1 protein-coding gene is annotated in these 987 nt (G+C 43.5%); it reads right to left on the minus strand.

What is annotated here, in order from left to right; translation table 11 throughout:
- Positions 1-43: 43 nt before the first annotated feature.
- Positions 44-979, minus strand: a complete 936-nt coding sequence (locus VU18_RS13045; RefSeq protein WP_047758274.1) for a hypothetical protein — start codon at positions 977-979, stop codon at positions 44-46.
- Positions 980-987 lie beyond the last annotated feature (8 nt).

The raw sequence follows: 987 nt of genomic DNA on the forward strand, positions 1-987 counted from the left end.
AAAAAGAGCGCTCCCTCGAAACAAAACATTCCATCCCGCTTCATCACGGCCGGATGGAGATTCGGATCACCGGAGACTTGAACATCACCGCGTCAGCCTTTTCATTCCAGTTATAAACATCTTGGAAAGAAAACAAATCCTTTTCTCTCCATGTCCGATTAGCATGAACATAAAATCCCTCAACATCCATATACGTTTGCGCGTGATCCGAAGGGACAATTTCAGAATACACATATCCAAAGTGGCGGTTGTTTTCCTTGTGCAGAGAATTTTTGATCATATACCCTACAACAGAAGATTGGTAAGGTTTCCTACTATGTTGTATGCTGACGTGAGACGCATCCCGATACGTCTTGTAGGAGCTATAAAGCTGATGATAATCGACAACCGCATTTTCAGTCGTCAAAATCCCGTAAAAATCCGTCTCCTTTTCTTTCGGATCGATAAGCCATTCATACGACAAGACGACGGCATATCGATGCTCTTCTCGACTTAACAAGGAAACGGATATGGTCAATTCCATGATGTTCTTTTTTTGATCGGTGTAAATCGTGGACGCGGTGCATAATTTCTGTTTCTCGATATGGCATCGGATCATTGGATGATCCGCCTGTTTCTTGAAAATCTCCTTCACCGTTTGTTCATCGAGCTCATGCCATTGATTCGCCGCACTTCTCGCGCGAAAAAAATCCATCTCCTCCCGATCCAAGTGACGAATCTCTTCTTTCGTCATCCCCAGCCGAAAGAAAGCCGCAGCCTCCTTGTTTTTGAGCTGTCGGTTGACTTTATTGGCGTTTTCCGGCTCTCTAATGAGATTTTCTATCTCTTCTTGATCAAAACCTTGTCTTTTTGCATCCAAATGATGAGCCTGTAAATTCATCTCCTGATGATCGCAGCCAGCTAGCATTGTACACAACAAAACATAACGGAGGATCCGTTTCAATGATAAGCCACCCTCTTCACCGTAAGGTATTGTCAAAAGTTTAT

The sequence above is a fragment of the Geobacillus sp. ZGt-1 genome, from assembly GCF_001026865.1.
In the GTDB taxonomy this organism is placed as follows: domain Bacteria; phylum Bacillota; class Bacilli; order Bacillales; family Anoxybacillaceae; genus Geobacillus; species Geobacillus thermoleovorans.